We start from the raw sequence: 15,550 nt of genomic DNA, 5'->3' as shown, positions 1-15,550 counted from the left end.
GTTGTTTCAGTAGCTAAGAATAATTTTTACATTGGATTGTACTATTCCTTTCAACTCTCCATTATAGCGGATTTTGGGGAGTTTTTCAATTGCTCATCCGATGAAAAGGCGAGCTAGAGCACAGATTTCACCTGATTTCTCTTTTTCCACCGTTTCTTGAACAAGATATCAAAGAGAACCAGAGCCAGTGAGAGGATGACGGACACAAGAAGGTACTTTAGCCATAGAGGAGCATTCGAGATAAACGGGGTATCTCTTAACAAACCATAATTTCCACCCGTTACCTGATTAACCCCAACTAGAAAGAGATTGAGAATAAAGGTATAGGCCACAATCATATATTTCTTGAGCAAGGTCTTGTCATAGTGATTCATCAAGTAAACCAAGGAATTCACTAGAAGGGCATAGTGCCCAATCAAAAATGAAAAACTGGTGATATGGGGGAAATCATAGGGGTCAAAAACAGGGTAAACCAAAGCAAAGACCGCTCCACTTGCTCCTAAGAGGGCAAAATATTGCTTGCTCCGCCATTTATCTGGCAAGAAAACCACCGCAAACATAGCCAAACGGCAATGGTAAAATGGAAGGCTATTAGAAAATGGAATCCCAAAACCAACATACCAGCTATATAGGGCTAGTAACTGGAGGATCTGAATCCCCTTAAACAAGCGGACAAATTTCGGATTTTTGTGATAAACAAGCGCTCCATAAATACAAAGCACTAATAGGAGCATCATAATCCCATACCAAAAGAGCGAAATGGGAGGAGGGACTGTCTGAGTTCTGGTGATAAATTGATGGAACATATTTCTATCCTAACTCTTATTTTTTCTATTCTCTAGTTTAACCATTATAGCGAATTAAAAGCGATTTTTCAATTTCTATTTCTTTTCAGTTTGGCTCCCTTATTTATAGGAAAATATGGTAAAATAGAACAGACTAAAAATCATCATTTCACGAAAGGATGCAAGATGAAAATTACGCAAGAAGAGGTAACACACGTTGCCAATCTTTCAAAATTAAGATTCTCTGAAGAAGAAACTGCTGCCTTTGCGACAACCTTGTCTAAAATTGTTGACATGGTTGAATTGCTGGGCGAAGTCGACACAACTGGTGTCGCACCTACTACGACTATGGCCGACCGTAAGACCGTACTCCGCCCTGATGTGGCCGAAGAAGGAACTGACCGTGACCGCTTGTTTAAAAACGTACCTGAAAAAGACAACTACTATATCAAGGTACCAGCTATCCTAGATGATGGAGGAGATGCCTAATGACTTTTAATAACAAAACGATTGAAGACTTGCACAACCTCCTTGTCTCTAAGGAAATTTCTGCAACTGAATTGACACAAGCCACGCTTGAAGATATCAAGTCTCGCGAGACAGCTATCAACGCTTTTGTCACTATCGCTGAAGAACAAGCCCTTGCTCAAGCTAAAGCCATTGATGAAGCTGGAATCGACGCGGATAATGTCCTTTCAGGAATTCCACTGGCTGTTAAGGATAATATCTCTACAGACAGTATCCTGACAACTGCAGCCTCAAAAATGCTCTACAACTACGAGCCAATCTTTGATGCGACAGCCGTTGCCAATGCAAAAGCCAAGGGCATGATTGTCGTTGGGAAAACCAACATGGACGAGTTTGCCATGGGTGGTTCTGGTGAGACTTCTTACTATGGTGCTACTAAAAATGCTTGGGACCACAACAAGGTTCCTGGTGGTTCATCAAGTGGTTCTGCCGCAGCTGTATCCTCTGGACAAGTCCGCTTGTCACTTGGTTCTGATACGGGTGGTTCCATCCGCCAACCTGCTGCCTTCAACGGGATCGTTGGTCTCAAACCTACCTACGGAACAGTTTCTCGTTTCGGTCTCATTGCCTTCGGTAGTTCGCTAGACCAGATCGGACCTTTTGCTCCAACTGTTAAGGAAAATGCCCTCTTGCTCAATGCGATTGCCAGCGAAGATGCCAAAGACTCTACCTCTGCTCCTGTCCGCATCGCTGACTTTACTTCAAAAATCGGCCAAGATATCAAGGGAATAAAAATTGCTTTGCCTAAGGAATACCTTGGTGAAGGGATTGATCCAGAGGTTAAGGAAACCATTCTGAGTGCAGCCAAACACTTTGAAAAACTTGGTGCTATCGTCGAAGAAGTCAGCCTTCCTCACTCTAAATACGGTGTTGCCGTTTACTACATCATCGCTTCATCAGAGGCCTCCTCAAACCTGCAACGTTTTGACGGTATCCGTTACGGCTACCGCGCAGAGGATGCGACTAATCTTGATGAAATCTATGTAAACAGCCGTAGCCAAGGTTTCGGTGAAGAGGTAAAACGCCGTATCATGCTAGGTACTTTCAGCCTTTCATCAGGTTACTATGATGCCTACTATAAGAAAGCTGGTCAGGTCCGTACCCTCATCATCCAAGATTTCGAAAAAGTCTTTGCGAATTACGACTTGATTTTGGGACCAACTGCTCCTAGTGTTGCCTATGACTTGGATTCACTCAACCATGATCCAGTTGCCATGTACTTGGCTGACCTCTTGACCATCCCAGTCAACTTAGCAGGTCTCCCAGGAATTTCCATCCCTGCTGGATTCTCTCAGGGTCTACCTGTCGGTCTCCAATTGATCGGTCCTAAATACTCAGAAGAGACCATTTACCAAGCTGCTGCTGCTTTTGAAGCAACAACAGACTACCACAAACAACAACCCGTGATTTTTGGAGGTGATAACTAATGAACTTTGAAACAGTCATTGGACTTGAAGTCCACGTAGAGCTCAACACCAATTCAAAAATCTTCTCACCAACTTCTGCCCACTTTGGAAATGACCAAAACGCCAACACCAACGTGATTGACTGGTCTTTCCCAGGAGTTCTGCCAGTTCTCAATAAAGGTGTTGTCGATGCCGGTATCAAAGCTGCTCTTGCCCTCAACATGGACATCCACAAAAAGATGCACTTTGACCGCAAGAACTATTTCTACCCTGATAATCCAAAAGCCTACCAAATTTCTCAGTTTGATGAGCCAATCGGCTACAACGGTTGGATTGAAGTGGAGCTCGAAGATGGTACGACTAAGAAAATCGGTATCGAACGCGCTCACCTAGAAGAAGATGCTGGTAAGAACACCCACGGTACAGATGGCTACTCTTATGTCGACCTCAACCGTCAAGGGGTTCCTTTGATTGAGATTGTATCTGAAGCTGACATGCGTTCTCCTGAAGAAGCCTACGCTTATCTGACAGCCCTCAAGGAAGTCATCCAGTACGCTGGCATTTCCGACGTTAAGATGGAAGAAGGTTCTATGCGCGTGGATGCCAATATTTCTCTTCGTCCTTATGGTCAAGAGAAATTCGGTACCAAGACTGAGTTGAAAAACCTCAACTCCTTCTCAAACGTTCGTAAGGGTCTCGAATACGAAGTCCAACGCCAAGCCGAAATCCTTCGCTCAGGTGGTCAAATTCGCCAAGAAACACGTCGTTACGATGAAGCTAACAAAGCAACCATCCTCATGCGTGTCAAAGAAGGTGCTGCAGACTACCGCTACTTCCCAGAACCAGACCTACCACTCTTTGAAATCTCAGACGAGTGGATTGAGGAAATGCGAACAGAATTGCCAGAATTTCCAAAGGAACGCCGTGCGCGCTACGTATCTGATCTTGGCTTGTCAGACTACGATGCTAGCCAGTTGACGGCAAACAAAGTCACTTCTGACTTCTTTGAAAAAGCTGTTGCCCTCGGTGGCGATGCCAAACAAGTTTCTAACTGGCTCCAAGGTGAAGTTGCTCAGTTCTTGAACGCCGAAGGTAAAACACTAGAACAAATCGAATTGACACCAGAAAACTTGGTAGAAATGATTGCCATCATCGAAGACGGCACTATCTCTTCTAAGATTGCCAAGAAAGTCTTTGTCCACCTAGCTAAAAATGGCGGTGGCGCGCGTGAATACGTGGAAAAAGCAGGCTTGGTGCAAATCTCTGATCCAGATGTCTTGATCCCAATCATCCACCAAGTCTTTGCGGATAACGAAGCTGCCGTTGCCGACTTCAAATCAGGTAAACGCAACGCAGACAAGGCCTTCACAGGATTCCTTATGAAAGCAACCAAAGGCCAAGCCAACCCACAAGTCGCCCTTAAACTCCTTGCCCAAGAATTGGCGAAGTTGAAAGAAAGTGAGTAATTTACTCTTTATACACTTTTTTCTACTTTTAAAACGAGAATGAGACAAGGAGAATAAATGAACAAATTTTTACGATTGCTATTTGTCTTAGTCATCATCGCTATGTTAGGCGCTTCTATACTACAAATTTTCTTTCCATCCTACATGGGAAGCCACTCCGGGTACGGAATATCTGCTGGTTGGCAACGAGAAATTGGAATATGGAATTTAGCTGTATTGATTATTATTCTCGCTATCAATATTAAATACGATTGGTTCTATCTACGAATCGCACTTCTTGCTCTCATTATTGGCGGAATTGGAATAGGAACAAATCACTTACTCAATTATATGGAGTATCACTCTCCTGTAAATGCTATCGGTGCTTTTGAAAATTACTTGCTAGCAATAGGGTGGATTGTGGGATGGCTCATCGAGCGCCATTCCATAAAGAAGCTAAATGCTAGTAAATAACGCCTAGTATATCTTAGATGATTTTTAAAGGTTATTAATAGTTTAATAATTATTCGAATTCAGAATTCTACCTTTTCAATCATATAGTTAGGAGACACATGAAAAAGTTTTACGCTCTTTTAATGACCTGTTTATTACTTGTTTTTCTATCCGTGCCTCAAATCGTTGATGCAGGTGTCGGACATTCCAGAAGTGGAGGGAGCAGCCGCAGTAGCTCTAGAAGTAGTAGTCGTTCAAGTGGAGGAGGAAGTCGCTCTGGTGGCTCATCTTATCACTACTACCACTCTGGATATGGATCATCCTCTGACAGTTCTGATAGCTCTAACTATATAGGATTTATTGTAATATTCGCGGTTGCCTCTGTTATAGTTGCTATTTCCAAATCCGCGCAGAATAACTCAGAAGATTCAAGTTCAACAGACACTAGTAATGATTCTCAAACGCTCCATCGTCGAGTTGAACACAACACACGGGCCATTAGTCTTGTGAAATACGGAGATCCAAACTTTGACGCGGAAGCTTTCACATCTTGGGTTAAGGAAGTCTACCTTAAATTGCAGGTTGCCTGGACTGAGAAAAATTGGAACTCTGTCCGCGCTTTGGAAAGTACCAGTCTCTACTCCCAACACAGTGCCCAACTCGAAGACCATATTCGTGCTAAAACAACCAATGTTTTAGAGAAAGTTTGTATCGAAAATGTTCGCATCAAGGAGTTCATTGAAAATCCTGACGGAAACGACACCTTAGTGGTGATCCTGTCATCTACCTTGCGTGACTATGTCATTGATGATGAGACTCGCCGTGTCCTTGAAGGAGACCCTAAAAAAGATCTCTTCACCGTGTATCAATTAAACTTTATCCGTCAACACGGTAGCCAAACGCAAGCAGTCAATCCAGACGAAGTTGTGAGCGACCACTGTCCAAACTGTGGCGCCCCATTAAAAATCTCTGCAGTTAGCGAGTGTGACTACTGTGGTGCCAATCTCTCTCGCAGTCCAAACCAATGGGTACTTGATACCTATGATGTTGTGGATGAAGACGAGCTTTATAATTAGGAGGAATTATGGGATTTATACGTGCAGCCTTATCAGCAGGCTTAAATAGTTTTAATGATAGTAAATTCAAGGAAGCCATTGTCCTTCCAGATAATGTCTCTGGCGATGCCTTGGCCGTCAAGGGTCAATTACTCACAAAAGACCCAGATGGACGTTCTCGTCACAGCAATCAAAATACTGGACTTTTGTCAGATGGCAGTGTGGTTATCGTTCCCCAAGGCTATACCGCTGTTTTGGTAAACAATGGTACCTTCCTTGGTGAGGTCCTCGAAGCTGGTAGCCACGAATGGCAAGCTGGTGATAATGCCTGGCTCCTTGAAAAAGGTGGTTTAAAGGGCACTTGGGAAAACTTTAAAAACCGTTTCTCTTTTGGTGGACAAGTCATCACCCAACAAGAAATCATCTTTATCCGCATGCAACCTATTGCAGGTAATAAGTTCGGCACACAAAATGCGGTCGAATACTTCAGCGAACGTTACCAACAACTGCTTAACATCCGTTTCTATGGCTTGTTTGATGTAAAAATAGCAGATCCAGTCCTCTTCTACGTGAGTTCTGTTAGCCGTCAAATTACTGACGGACAGCCATTTACTCTCCAAGATGTAGCTCAAGGAACGCTCCGTCAAAATATCGCACCAAAAATCGCGATTGCCATTGCCAAATATACCAACGAAAACAAGGTTGATATCTATAGCCTCAATGCCAACCAAGACACCTTTAACGAACTCGCTAAACAAGAGGTCAACAAGGTTTGGACAGGTCTCTACGGGATTGAAGCAACTAACATCTTGCTTGAAGACCTCAGCTACGACCAAGAAAGTCTTGATATCGTTCGCAAACTTGATAGTGAGCTCGTGGCAATGAAGTACAACACGATTGAAATCGAAGAACGCCGTGCTCGCAACGAAGCGCTTATTGCTGCTGCTGCCAACGAAGGAAATGGCAATGGGATGAACATGTTTATGGGCATGAATCTTGGTCAAACTCTGGGTGGTCAATTAAGCCAACAAGTCCAAAATCAAGCACCGGCTCAAAACACTGGGCAAACTGCCAGCAAGAATTTTTATATCGAAGTCGATGGAAAATACGTCCTCGTTACTAAAGACGAAGATGGAAATATCGTACCAGTCAACTAATTAAGCTCCTTCTGACATTTGAGTAATGTTGTCTTTTATGGTACAATAAAGAGTAAATTATTTATTAAAGAGGTAAAAACATGATTGAAGCAAGTAAATTAAAGGCTGGTATGACCTTTGAAACAGCTGACGGAAAATTGATCCGCGTTTTGGAAGCTAGCCACCACAAACCAGGTAAAGGAAACACAATCATGCGTATGAAATTGCGTGATGTCCGTACTGGTTCTACATTTGACACAAGCTACCGTCCAGAGGAAAAATTTGAACAAGCCATCATCGAGACTGTCCCAGCTCAATACTTGTACAAAATGGATGACACAGCCTACTTCATGAACACAGAAACTTACGACCAATACGAAATTCCTGTAGTCAACGTTGAAAACGAATTGCTTTACATCCTTGAAAACTCTGATGTGAAGATCCAATTCTACGGAACTGAAGTGATTGGTGTTACCGTTCCTACTACTGTCGAATTGACAGTTGCAGAAACTCAACCATCTATCAAAGGTGCTACTGTTACAGGTTCTGGTAAACCAGCAACGATGGAAACTGGACTTGTCGTAAACGTTCCAGACTTCATCGAAGCAGGACAAAAACTCGTTATCAACACTGCAGAAGGAACTTACGTTTCTCGTGCCTAATCTCTAGAAAGAGGTCATTCTATGGGAATTGAAGAACAACTTGGCGAAATCGTTATCGCCCCACGTGTACTTGAAAAAATCATTGCTATTGCTACTGCAAAAGTAGAGGGTGTTCACTCTTTTTCAAACAAATCAGTATCTGACACCCTTTCAAAACTTTCTCTCGGCCGCGGCGTTTATCTTAAAAACGTGAACGAAGAACTCACAGCTGATATCTATCTCTACCTTGAGTACGGAGTAAAAGTTCCTAAGGTAGCTGTTGCTATCCAAAAAGCTGTCAAAGATGCTGTCCGCAACATGGCTGATGTAGAACTAACTGCTATCAATATCCACGTTGCAGGTATCGTTCCAGATAAAACACCAAAACCTGAATTGAAAGATCTATTTGACGAGGACTTCCTCAATGACTAGTCCACTATTAGAATCTAGACGCCAACTCCGTAAATGCGCTTTTCAAGCTCTCATGAGTCTTGAGTTCGGTACGGATGTCGAAACTGCTTGTCGTTTCGCCTATACTCATGATCGTGAAGATACTGATGTGCAACTTCCAGCCTTTTTGACAGAGCTAGTTTCTGGTGTTCAAGCTAAAAAGGAAGAACTAGACAAGCAAATCACACAGCATTTAAAAGCAGGTTGGACCATCGAGCGTTTAACACTCGTGGAGAGAAACCTTCTTCGCTTGGGAGTCTTTGAAATCACTTCATTTGACACCCCTCAGTTGGTTGCTGTTAACGAAGCTATCGAGCTTGCAAAGGATTTCTCAGATCAAAAATCTGCCCGTTTTATCAATGGACTGCTCAGCCAGTTTGTAACCGAAGAACAGTAAACAGAAAAAGTGTTTGACAATTATCAAACACTTTTTTCTTTACCTTTCACTATCTAAAAAAACGATAATAGATTAAATTAGAAAGAAACAACCAGATGAAGTCTGCATGGATGAGAAAATTTATAAAACTATGGCACAGAATGGTGATTTTTAGACTCTTTGTCCAACGGTAAACTAAAGCAAAGAAAAGACCGGAAAAACTATAAACCATCAAACTGATAGGATCTCGGTGAGTTAGGATCAAATGACTAAATCCAAAGATAAGAGCAGATAGGATAACATCCAGATAGTACTTGGACTGGGGGAAAAAGGTATTCATAAAATACCCTCTATGAATCAGTTCCTCTAATATAGGTGCGGCGACTACTGTTAAACTAAAACTGAGAACAGTTGATAGAAAAGTTGGTTGCCCATTGGAGTATAGAATCGAAAGAAGGTCTTGAAAGATATACTTGTTATCAATTAAGTGATGAAACTGTAACTGAAAAGCATCCACCAATTGACGATCAAAATAAGTAGCTACTAGACCAACTACAAGGTAAAAGAATCTTGACTTCTTTGAACCCTTTTTTTCAAAAATATAGAGCATCTCTTTCTTTTTGAGCCAGTAGATAAATAATAGCAAAAGAGCTATTACTTCAACTGTTAAAAAGATAGAATAGCCATCTATCCCCCATCCTAAAAACTTAGTTAGATGCATAATCCCTAACTCTGGTAGGTAAATCGATAGAAATACCAGTGATGTATAGACTCCCAAATGCCCTAGTTTTTTCATACTTACCCCTTTAATTTATCAATAGCTAATACCATAAGCACGTCTAGTCGCATGATTCAGTATTGTACTCCATTCTGTCGCCAAACTATATGCATATGGCGAAGGCCAATGTCTATCATAAACTAACCAAATCATGCCACCACCTGAAACTTGCTCTAAGTCCTCAGATAAAAGAACTGTAAATGTTTTTGTACCTGTCCTATCAAGTAGCTCCTTAAAATAAATTTTTGTCAGTTTACATCTACAGTATACATCTTTTTGTCTATTTTATAGCCTATCTCCTCAACTGTCAATTTTTCACCCTAAATGGTAGCTTTACTCATTGAGAAATAAGAAATTGATAAAAGAGATTTCTCTATCTTCCCATTAAATTAGAAAAAGTGTTTGACAATTATCAAACACTTTTTCTTTACTTCCTACTATCTAAAAATCAAATAATAAATATAAAATAAGATTGACGGAGCATAGGGAATTGCATTATAGAAACTATGACAAAAAATGGTAAACCGAAGACTACCCGTAACTCGATAAGCGACTGCAAATAGAAGACCAAGAATACTATACATTAGGAGACTGATGGGGTCACGATGAGATAGAACTAAGTGACTAAGCCCGAAGATGAAAGAAGACAAAATCACATCCAAATAAAACTCCGACTTCGGAAAGAAGGTATTCATAAAATAACCTCTATAGATTGTCTCCTCAACAACAGGTACAATCGAAATGTTAAAGATTAAAAATATAAGACTTGATAGAGTCGTTTCTCTTCCGTTTGAGTAAAGTTCTGAAAGAAGGTCTTGGAAAATAAAGCTATTGTCAATCAATCGAATATTCTGCATTCTAAATCCATTTAGAAAAGAATAGATAAGAAAGCAAGCCACTAAGAAAGCGAGATAAGACCAGCGCCAACCCTTTTTCTCGAAGATAAAGAGCATCTTCTTCTTTTTCAACCACAAAACGAATAAAAAGAAAATAAGCAACACTTCTCCAACTAGGAAGATTATATAGCTGTCCATTCCTAAACCAAAGGTCCTAGCTAGAGTTATAGCCCCTAATGGCGTTAAATAAATGTACAGGAACATTAAAATCATACAGATTCCTAAATGTATTGTCTTTTTCATTCTTTCTCTCCTAATGGTAAACTCTCTATTAGGGCAATATAGAGGATATACCATTGATTATTTTCTTATTTATCTAGAGTATTCATATTTATCCATGCTCTATTATCAAAATAGCTAGAACAAATTGTTCTAGCTTTTAAATTTTCTTAGTATTTTCTAAAGCGTTGGTAACGTTCTTCGATAAGTTGGTCGAGTGGTAGTTCTTGCAACCTATCTAGTTCTGCACGCAATTCATTTTTAACGCAACTTAGCAGTTCTTTACTTGACAGCCCTGCTTCTGAGATTACCTTGTCTACGATTCCCATTTCTAGGAGTTCATGTGAAGTGATTTTCATCAACTCCGCCGCTTCCATAGCACGACTTCCATCCTTCCAAAGGATAGAGGCAAATCCTTCCGGGCTAAGTACGGCGTAGATTGAGTTTTCTAACATCCAGACACGGTTAGCTGCGGCTAGAGCTAGGGCCCCACCAGATCCACCTTCACCGATAATAATCGCGATGATTGGAACCTTGAGATCACTCATTTCCATCAGGTTTCGGGCGATTGCTTCACCTTGTCCACGTTCCTCGGCTCCAACACCTGGGTAAGCACCCGCCGTATTGATAAAGGTCACAACTGGACGACCAAACTTTTCTGCCTGTTTCATCAAGCGTAAGGCCTTACGATAACCTTCTGGATGAGGTTGCCCGAAATTCCGTTTGAGGTTGTCATGAAGACTCTTCCCCTTTTGGATACCAACGACAGTTACTGCTTGTTCACCTAACCAGCCAATTCCACCGATAACCGCACCATCATCGCGGAAAGAGCGATCTCCATGCAATTCGATAAACTCGTCAAAGATTCCATTGGCAAAATCAAGTGCGGTCAAACGACTCTGCTCGCGTGCCTCTCTGACTATTTTTGCAATATTCATCCGCGACTTCCTCCATGCAATCTTACTAATTTAGCAATTGTTTCAGGCAATTCTCTCCGTTTGACAATTGCATCAACAAATCCATGTTCAAGCAAAAATTCTGCCTTTTGGAAGTCATCCGGCAAGGTCTCACGAACTGTATTTTCGATAACACGACGCCCAGCAAAACCAACCAAACTCTGTGGCTCCGCTAGGATAATATCACCTTCCATAGCAAAAGAAGCGGTCACCCCACCTGTTGTCGGATCGGTTAAAATAGTTAGGTAAAAAAGTCCTGCCTTGGAATGGCGTTGAACTGCCGCAGAAATCTTAGCCATCTGCATCAAGCTCATGATTCCTTCTTGCATGCGGGCTCCACCAGAAGCTGTGAAGAGAACGACTGGCAAGTTTTCTACCGTTGCATACTCAAACAAGCGCGTGATTTTTTCACCCACAACGGTTCCCATAGAAGCCATGATAAAGTTAGAATCCATGATCCCAAGGGCAACTTTTTGTCCCTTGATGCTAGCTGTACCAGTTAGTACTGCTTCATCCAAACCTGTCTTTTCACGCATTGTTGCAAGTTTTTTCTGGTAGCCAGGAAAGTTTAATGGATCTTGAGTTTCAATACCTGTAAACATCTCCACAAAGCTACCAGAATCAATCGTCAAATCCAAGCGTTCCTGAGCTGAAATACGGAAAGTATAGCTACAATGGGGACAAATTCGTTCGCTCCCAAGATCCTTTTGATAAATGGTGTGTTTACAACCAGGACACTGGGAGAAGAGTTCATCCGGAACCTCAGGCTTGGCTTGTGGTTTCTGCCTTACGGAACGGTTAGGATTGATCCGAATATACTTATCCTTTTTACTAAATAGAGCCATAACTCCCCCTTTTAGTTCTCATACTGTTTGAAAGTCTATTCTTTTTCTTGGTATTTTGGCAAGAAAGTTTCCATCAAGAAGGAAGTATCGTAGTCACCAGCGATAACTCGGCGGTCTGAAATCAGATCCAACTGGAAGTCTGCATTGGTTTGCACTCCTTCAATATCAAGTTCATAAAGTGCCCGTTGCATCTTCATCAAGGCATCAAAACGATTCTCCCCATGAACAATGATTTTGGCAATCATACTATCATAGTAAGGGGGAATGGTATAACCTGGATAAACTGCAGAGTCTACACGCAAGCCAACTCCACCACTTGGTAGATAGAGATTGGTAATTTTACCTGGGCTTGGAGCAAAGTTAAATGCTGGATTTTCCGCATTGATCCGGCACTCGATAGCGTGACCTCGTAGGACAATATCTTCTTGTTTGAAAGGTAAAGGTTGCCCGGCAGCAATGCGAATCTGCTCTTTCACGATGTCAACACCTGAAACAAACTCTGTGACTGGGTGTTCCACTTGCACACGAGTATTCATTTCCATGAAGTAGAAATTGCCACTGGCTTCATCGAGAAGAAATTCAATCGTCCCTGCATTTTCATAGCCTACAGACTCTGCTGCACGAACGGCTGCAGCACCAATTTCATTACGAAGGGTTTTGCCAATCGCGATGGACGGGCTTTCTTCTAAGACCTTTTGGTTATTTCGTTGAAGAGAACAATCCCGTTCACCAAGATGGACAACATGACCCTCTTGATCTGCAAGAATCTGAACTTCGATATGACGAGCTGGATAAATCACACGCTCAAGATACATAGCGCCGTTTCCAAAGTTGGCCTTGGCTTCACTGGACGCTGTCTCAAAGGCTGCGACCAAGTCTTCTGCCTTTTCAACCTTACGAATCCCTTTTCCACCACCACCTGCCGATGCCTTAAGCATGACTGGATAGCCAATTTTTTCAGCAACCGCAAGGGCCTCTTCAGCTGTGTGAACTTCACCATCAGATCCTGGGATAACTGGAACCCCAGCCTTGATCATTTGCTCACGCGCATTGATCTTATCTCCCATGGTATCCATTACAGCCCCAGAAGGGCCGATAAACTTAATCCCCACTTCATCACACATCGTGGCAAACTTGGAGTTTTCGCTAAGAAAACCAAAACCTGGGTGGATGGCTTCTGCTTCTGTCAAGACTGCAGCAGACAAAATAGCGTTGATATTGAGATAAGATTCTGTCGCCTTACCAGGTCCAATACAGATAGCTTCATCCGCTAGGAGTGTGTGAAGAGCTTCCTTATCAGCAGTTGAATAAACTGCCACGGTCGCAATGCCCAATTCACGCGCAGCTCGAATAATGCGAACCGCAATCTCACCACGGTTGGCAATTAAAATTTTACGAAACATGGAGAACCTCCTTAGTTTCCAATTGCAAAGGTAAGAGTACCACTCGCTGCAAGCTTACCATCTACTTCAGCCTTTGCTTCAACCACAGCAATCGTACCACGACGTTTGACAAAAGTAGCCGTCATGACTAATTGGTCACCTGGTACAACTTGCTTCTTGAACTTAACCTTGTCCATGCCAGCATAGAAGACCAGTTTCCCTTTATTTTCAGGTTTGGACAATTCCAAGACACCAGCAGTCTGTGCCAAAGCTTCCATGATAAGAACACCTGGCATGACTGGGTATTGTGGAAAATGACCATTGAAGAAAGGTTCGTTGATGGTCACATTTTTAATGGCAACAATGGTATCTTCGCTCACTTCCAAGACACGATCCACTAGGAGCATAGGGTAGCGATGGGGTAGAGCTTCTTTGATTCCTTGAATATCGATCATTTGATACGTACCAATCCTTTACCGAACTCAACCATTTCTTCATTTGAAACGAGAATTTCTGTCACCACACCATCCTTAGGTGCAGGAATTTCATTCATGACTTTCATGGCTTCGATGATCACCAAAGTCTGACCTTTTTTAACACTATCCCCGACTGTGACAAAGGCAGGTTTATCTGGTCCAGCAGCCAAGTAAGCCACCCCTACAAGTGGACTTTCAACGACATCACCCTCTGGAGCAACCGTCGTTTCAGCTGGTGCTGGAGCTTCTTCCACAGAAGTCTCTACTGGAGTTGAAGGGGCAGAAACTACTGGACTTGCAGCTACTGCAGTTGGCACTGGAGCAACTTGAGCTGGTGTTTCAGAAGCCATTCTTACTTCATTCTTACTGAACTGCAATTCGTCCGTTCCGTTTTTATAAGAAAATTCTCTCAAACTTGATTGGTCAAATTGAGCCATCAAGTCCTTGATTTCATTTAAATTCATAATTATTTATTCTCCCAACGTTTGAAAGCAAGAACCGCATTGTGTCCACCAAAACCAAAAGTGTTTGAAATAGCATAAGGGATTTCTTGCTCCAAGCCTTGTCCATAAACGACATTCGCTTCGATATAGTCTGATAACTCACTTGTTCCAGCTGTCATTGGTACATAGTTATGACGCATGGCTTCGATGGTAGCGATGGCTTCTACCGCTCCTGCAGCACCAAGCAAGTGTCCTGTAAAGGATTTGGTTGAAGATACAGGTACTTCTTTACCAAGAACAGCTACGATCGCACCACTTTCTCCTTTTTCATTTGCAGGAGTTGAAGTTCCGTGGGCATTGACGTAAGCCACTTGCTCTGGAGAAATTTCTGCTTCTTCCAAAGCCAACTTCATAGCCTTAATCGCACCTTGACCTTCTGGATGTGGTGAAGTCATATGGTAAGCATCACAGGTATTACCGTAACCAACTACTTCAGCCAAGATAGTTGCACCACGTTTTTCAGCATGTTCAAGGCTTTCAAGAACCAACATCCCTGAACCCTCTCCCATCACAAAACCATTACGGTCTTTGTCAAATGGAATAGAAGCACGAGTTGGATCCTCTGTAGTTGATAGGGCAGTCAATGCTTGGAAACCAGCGATGGCAAAAGGAGTGATAGATGATTCTGATCCACCAACTAACATGACATCTTGGAAACCAAACTTGATAGAGCGGAAGGCATCCCCAATGGCATCGTTTGATGAGGCACAGGCTGTATTGATTGATTTACAGATACCGTTTGCTCCGAAACGCATGGCAACATTTCCTGAAGCCATATTTGGCAAGGCTTTTGGAAGCGTCATTGGTTTAACACGTTTTGGACCTTTTTCATGAAGACGGATAACCTGATCTTCGATTTCTTTAATTCCCCCAATACCAGAAGCCACGATGACACCAAAGCGATCTTTATCAATTGCTTCTACATCAAGATTTGCATTTGTCACCGCTTCTTGAGCCGCATACAAGGCATACAAAGAATAGTTGTCAAAACGGTTGGTATCTTTTTTGACAAAGTATTTATCAAATGGGAAATCTTGAACTTCTGCCGCATTGTGCACAGCAAATTCGCTGTGGTCAAACTTAGTGATTTCTCCAATTCCAATCTTCCCAGTTTGCAAACTGTTCCAAAATTCTTCTGGAGTATTTCCGATAGGAGAGGTCAATCCGTAACCTGTTACTACAACTCGATTTAGTTTCATCTGTCTTACCTATATCTTTCC

18 protein-coding genes are annotated in these 15,550 nt (G+C 42.2%); 9 read left to right on the top strand and 9 right to left on the bottom strand.

Annotated elements, in window-relative coordinates:
* Positions 1-113 precede the first annotated feature (113 nt).
* A complete protein-coding gene (locus ACIY19_RS00380) occupies positions 114-806 on the bottom strand; it encodes a TIGR02206 family membrane protein (RefSeq protein ID WP_000468959.1) in 693 nt (230 codons plus the stop codon).
* 165 nt (positions 807-971) lie between these two features.
* Between ACIY19_RS00380 and gatC the strand changes: the two genes are divergently transcribed.
* The 9 genes from gatC to nusB all read left to right on the top strand — a co-directional run bounded on the left by gatC (position 972) and on the right by nusB (position 8,296).
* Positions 972-1,274, top strand: a complete 303-nt coding sequence (gene gatC / locus ACIY19_RS00375) for an Asp-tRNA(Asn)/Glu-tRNA(Gln) amidotransferase subunit GatC (RefSeq protein WP_000705419.1) — start codon at positions 972-974, stop codon at positions 1,272-1,274.
* Positions 1,274-2,740: an Asp-tRNA(Asn)/Glu-tRNA(Gln) amidotransferase subunit GatA gene (gene gatA / locus ACIY19_RS00370; protein WP_000143709.1), complete on the top strand. Its 1,467-nt coding sequence runs from the start codon at positions 1,274-1,276 to the stop codon at positions 2,738-2,740. The genes gatC and gatA overlap by 1 nt, the downstream gene beginning before the upstream one ends.
* Positions 2,740-4,185 carry an Asp-tRNA(Asn)/Glu-tRNA(Gln) amidotransferase subunit GatB gene (gene gatB / locus ACIY19_RS00365; RefSeq protein ID WP_001008649.1) on the top strand — a complete coding sequence of 482 codons (1,446 nt, stop codon included), beginning with the start codon at positions 2,740-2,742 and terminating at the stop codon, positions 4,183-4,185. The genes gatA and gatB overlap by 1 nt, the downstream gene beginning before the upstream one ends.
* A 57-nt stretch (positions 4,186-4,242) precedes the next feature.
* The gene (locus tag ACIY19_RS00360; RefSeq protein ID WP_001031998.1) at positions 4,243-4,638 is read left to right on the top strand and encodes a hypothetical protein; all 396 of its coding nucleotides are present in this window, start codon (positions 4,243-4,245) and stop codon (positions 4,636-4,638) included.
* A gap of 98 nt (positions 4,639-4,736) precedes the next feature.
* Complete coding sequence (locus tag ACIY19_RS00355; RefSeq protein WP_409002416.1) at positions 4,737-5,693, top strand: zinc-ribbon domain-containing transport protein; 957 nt, start codon at positions 4,737-4,739, stop codon at positions 5,691-5,693.
* A gap of 8 nt (positions 5,694-5,701) precedes the next feature.
* The gene (locus ACIY19_RS00350; RefSeq protein ID WP_000505819.1) at positions 5,702-6,829 is read left to right on the top strand and encodes an SPFH domain-containing protein; all 1,128 of its coding nucleotides are present in this window, start codon (positions 5,702-5,704) and stop codon (positions 6,827-6,829) included.
* 80 nt (positions 6,830-6,909) lie between these two features.
* Positions 6,910-7,470 (top strand): elongation factor P, encoded by a 561-nt coding sequence (efp, locus tag ACIY19_RS00345; protein WP_000568640.1) that lies wholly within the window; start codon positions 6,910-6,912, stop codon positions 7,468-7,470.
* Positions 7,471-7,491: 21 nt separating this feature from the next.
* Positions 7,492-7,881, top strand: a complete 390-nt coding sequence (locus ACIY19_RS00340; RefSeq protein ID WP_000510587.1) for an Asp23/Gls24 family envelope stress response protein — start codon at positions 7,492-7,494, stop codon at positions 7,879-7,881.
* Positions 7,874-8,296: a transcription antitermination factor NusB gene (gene nusB, locus ACIY19_RS00335; RefSeq protein WP_000203659.1), complete on the top strand. Its 423-nt coding sequence runs from the start codon at positions 7,874-7,876 to the stop codon at positions 8,294-8,296. Before ACIY19_RS00340 ends, nusB begins: the two co-directional genes overlap by 8 nt.
* 49 nt (positions 8,297-8,345) lie before the next feature.
* Here the strand turns inward: nusB and ACIY19_RS00330 are convergent, their stop codons facing one another.
* The 8 genes from ACIY19_RS00330 to fabF form a co-directional block, all read right to left on the bottom strand.
* Complete coding sequence (locus ACIY19_RS00330) at positions 8,346-9,071, bottom strand: lysostaphin resistance A-like protein (RefSeq protein ID WP_409002415.1); 726 nt, start codon at positions 9,069-9,071, stop codon at positions 8,346-8,348.
* A gap of 419 nt (positions 9,072-9,490) precedes the next feature.
* The gene (locus tag ACIY19_RS00325; RefSeq protein ID WP_049519393.1) at positions 9,491-10,192 is read right to left on the bottom strand and encodes a CPBP family intramembrane glutamic endopeptidase; all 702 of its coding nucleotides are present in this window, start codon (positions 10,190-10,192) and stop codon (positions 9,491-9,493) included.
* Positions 10,193-10,338: 146 nt separating this feature from the next.
* On the bottom strand, positions 10,339-11,106 hold the full coding sequence (locus ACIY19_RS00320) for an acetyl-CoA carboxylase carboxyl transferase subunit alpha (RefSeq protein ID WP_049489769.1): 768 nt from the start codon (positions 11,104-11,106) through the stop codon (positions 10,339-10,341).
* Complete coding sequence (gene accD / locus ACIY19_RS00315; RefSeq protein WP_001173379.1) at positions 11,103-11,969, bottom strand: acetyl-CoA carboxylase, carboxyltransferase subunit beta; 867 nt, start codon at positions 11,967-11,969, stop codon at positions 11,103-11,105. Before accD ends, ACIY19_RS00320 begins: the two co-directional genes overlap by 4 nt.
* A gap of 35 nt (positions 11,970-12,004) precedes the next feature.
* Complete coding sequence (gene accC, locus ACIY19_RS00310) at positions 12,005-13,372, bottom strand: acetyl-CoA carboxylase biotin carboxylase subunit (protein WP_000488665.1); 1,368 nt, start codon at positions 13,370-13,372, stop codon at positions 12,005-12,007.
* 11 nt (positions 13,373-13,383) lie between these two features.
* On the bottom strand, positions 13,384-13,806 hold the full coding sequence (gene fabZ, locus ACIY19_RS00305; RefSeq protein ID WP_000565515.1) for a 3-hydroxyacyl-ACP dehydratase FabZ: 423 nt from the start codon (positions 13,804-13,806) through the stop codon (positions 13,384-13,386).
* The gene (accB, locus tag ACIY19_RS00300; protein WP_409002414.1) at positions 13,803-14,291 is read right to left on the bottom strand and encodes an acetyl-CoA carboxylase biotin carboxyl carrier protein; all 489 of its coding nucleotides are present in this window, start codon (positions 14,289-14,291) and stop codon (positions 13,803-13,805) included. The genes fabZ and accB overlap by 4 nt, the downstream gene beginning before the upstream one ends.
* A gap of 2 nt (positions 14,292-14,293) precedes the next feature.
* Positions 14,294-15,529 carry a beta-ketoacyl-ACP synthase II gene (gene fabF / locus ACIY19_RS00295; RefSeq protein ID WP_000774052.1) on the bottom strand — a complete coding sequence of 412 codons (1,236 nt, stop codon included), beginning with the start codon at positions 15,527-15,529 and terminating at the stop codon, positions 14,294-14,296.
* Positions 15,530-15,550 lie beyond the last annotated feature (21 nt).

Origin of the sequence: Streptococcus sp. ST14 (assembly GCF_046098195.1) — a bacterium.
In the GTDB taxonomy this organism is placed as follows: domain Bacteria; phylum Bacillota; class Bacilli; order Lactobacillales; family Streptococcaceae; genus Streptococcus.
This window is presented reverse-complemented; position numbering and strand designations above follow the sequence as displayed.

Coding starts and splice junctions, on each gene's coding strand:
- ACIY19_RS00380 (WP_000468959.1), bottom strand. CDS start 806: ATGTTCCATCAATTTATCACCAGAACTCAGACAGTCCCTCCTCCCATT.
- gatC (WP_000705419.1), top strand. CDS start 972: ATGAAAATTACGCAAGAAGAGGTAACACACGTTGCCAATCTTTCAAAA.
- gatA (WP_000143709.1), top strand. CDS start 1,274: ATGACTTTTAATAACAAAACGATTGAAGACTTGCACAACCTCCTTGTC.
- gatB (WP_001008649.1), top strand. CDS start 2,740: ATGAACTTTGAAACAGTCATTGGACTTGAAGTCCACGTAGAGCTCAAC.
- ACIY19_RS00360 (WP_001031998.1), top strand. CDS start 4,243: ATGAACAAATTTTTACGATTGCTATTTGTCTTAGTCATCATCGCTATG.
- ACIY19_RS00355 (WP_409002416.1), top strand. CDS start 4,737: ATGAAAAAGTTTTACGCTCTTTTAATGACCTGTTTATTACTTGTTTTT.
- ACIY19_RS00350 (WP_000505819.1), top strand. CDS start 5,702: ATGGGATTTATACGTGCAGCCTTATCAGCAGGCTTAAATAGTTTTAAT.
- efp (WP_000568640.1), top strand. CDS start 6,910: ATGATTGAAGCAAGTAAATTAAAGGCTGGTATGACCTTTGAAACAGCT.
- ACIY19_RS00340 (WP_000510587.1), top strand. CDS start 7,492: ATGGGAATTGAAGAACAACTTGGCGAAATCGTTATCGCCCCACGTGTA.
- nusB (WP_000203659.1), top strand. CDS start 7,874: ATGACTAGTCCACTATTAGAATCTAGACGCCAACTCCGTAAATGCGCT.
- ACIY19_RS00330 (WP_409002415.1), bottom strand. CDS start 9,071: ATGAAAAAACTAGGGCATTTGGGAGTCTATACATCACTGGTATTTCTA.
- ACIY19_RS00325 (WP_049519393.1), bottom strand. CDS start 10,192: ATGAAAAAGACAATACATTTAGGAATCTGTATGATTTTAATGTTCCTG.
- ACIY19_RS00320 (WP_049489769.1), bottom strand. CDS start 11,106: ATGAATATTGCAAAAATAGTCAGAGAGGCACGCGAGCAGAGTCGTTTG.
- accD (WP_001173379.1), bottom strand. CDS start 11,969: ATGGCTCTATTTAGTAAAAAGGATAAGTATATTCGGATCAATCCTAAC.
- accC (WP_000488665.1), bottom strand. CDS start 13,372: ATGTTTCGTAAAATTTTAATTGCCAACCGTGGTGAGATTGCGGTTCGC.
- fabZ (WP_000565515.1), bottom strand. CDS start 13,806: ATGATCGATATTCAAGGAATCAAAGAAGCTCTACCCCATCGCTACCCT.
- accB (WP_409002414.1), bottom strand. CDS start 14,291: ATGAATTTAAATGAAATCAAGGACTTGATGGCTCAATTTGACCAATCA.
- fabF (WP_000774052.1), bottom strand. CDS start 15,529: ATGAAACTAAATCGAGTTGTAGTAACAGGTTACGGATTGACCTCTCCT.